The 837-nt window shown below is 60.1% G+C and carries 1 protein-coding gene and 1 pseudogene; one reads left to right on the top strand and one right to left on the bottom strand.

Translation table 11 applies throughout. The features are described 5' to 3' along the window. Positions 1-123 precede the first annotated feature (123 nt). A pseudogene (locus F6X40_RS43090) lies at positions 124-455 on the bottom strand (transposase); the annotation flags it as partial. An 86-nt stretch (positions 456-541) separates the two neighbouring features. Here F6X40_RS43090 and F6X40_RS41585 point away from each other — a divergent pair. After that, positions 542-837, top strand: a 296-nt coding sequence (locus tag F6X40_RS41585) for a helix-turn-helix domain-containing protein (protein ID WP_222946320.1), incomplete at its 3' end; no start/stop codon positions are given.

Here is an 837-nt window from a genome sequence, read left to right as displayed (position 1 = left end):
GACGGGGAGCTCCTCGGCGCGGCGTTGCGGCAGCGGTTCCGGGCTACGCCCTCCACCGCTGCCGCAACGCCAGTACTCTCATCCTGATTGACGCGCTGCTCTCATCTTGTTTGACGCGCGGCAGTCGTTGCTCACGCCCAGTCGACTCAATGACGGCATGACACCCAGAGCCGGCAGAGTGGCGAGCATCGTGGCGCCCTTCTTGGGCCGCCGTTATCCGAATGCAGAATCACCTAGCCCGGTTTGATCGCTTCACGCGCACATAGATCCTTCAGGAGCTCGCTGGCCTGGGCGCTGCTCTCTTCGGCGTAGACCTGCCAGCCGACGACCATCCTGCTGAACACGTCCATGAACAGATAGAGATAGAAATACTGCCCGCGAACTGTCGTCGGCAGGTAAGTAATATCCCAGCTAAACAACCGATTGGGCCCGTCGGCACATACTGCGCGAGGCTTGCATTACGTTGACCGACATGGGTTATTCCATTTCTAATTCATTAATGCAATAATAAGCACACCTTCCTCGAGTAGAAGGATGTGCGATGGCTCGTCAAGCAAGCGGCGGTGAAGTGCTCGAACGAGCGAAGCGGCTTGTCGTCGAGGCCAAGACGATGGATGAGTTGCGGCAGGCACAAGCGGTACTGCTGCCACTGGAATTCGGACTGACCCTCGCGCAGACGGCGCAAGCGATTGGTGTGTCGGTGGGCTGGGCCTGTCAGTTGCGCCGACGCTTCGTCCTGGCTGGCGGGATGCCTGATGCCGACCGCGCCAGGCCGGGTGGTCGCCGCCGGGAGAATATGACGAGGGAAGAAGAGGTGGCCTTTCTTGCGCCCTTCTT

This window comes from Paraburkholderia sp. UCT31 (assembly GCF_014397655.1).
Taxonomy (GTDB): Bacteria; Pseudomonadota; Gammaproteobacteria; order Burkholderiales; family Burkholderiaceae; genus Paraburkholderia; species Paraburkholderia tuberum.
The sequence above is the reverse complement of the archived record's forward strand: the minus strand, read 5'-3'. Positions and strand labels throughout refer to the sequence as shown.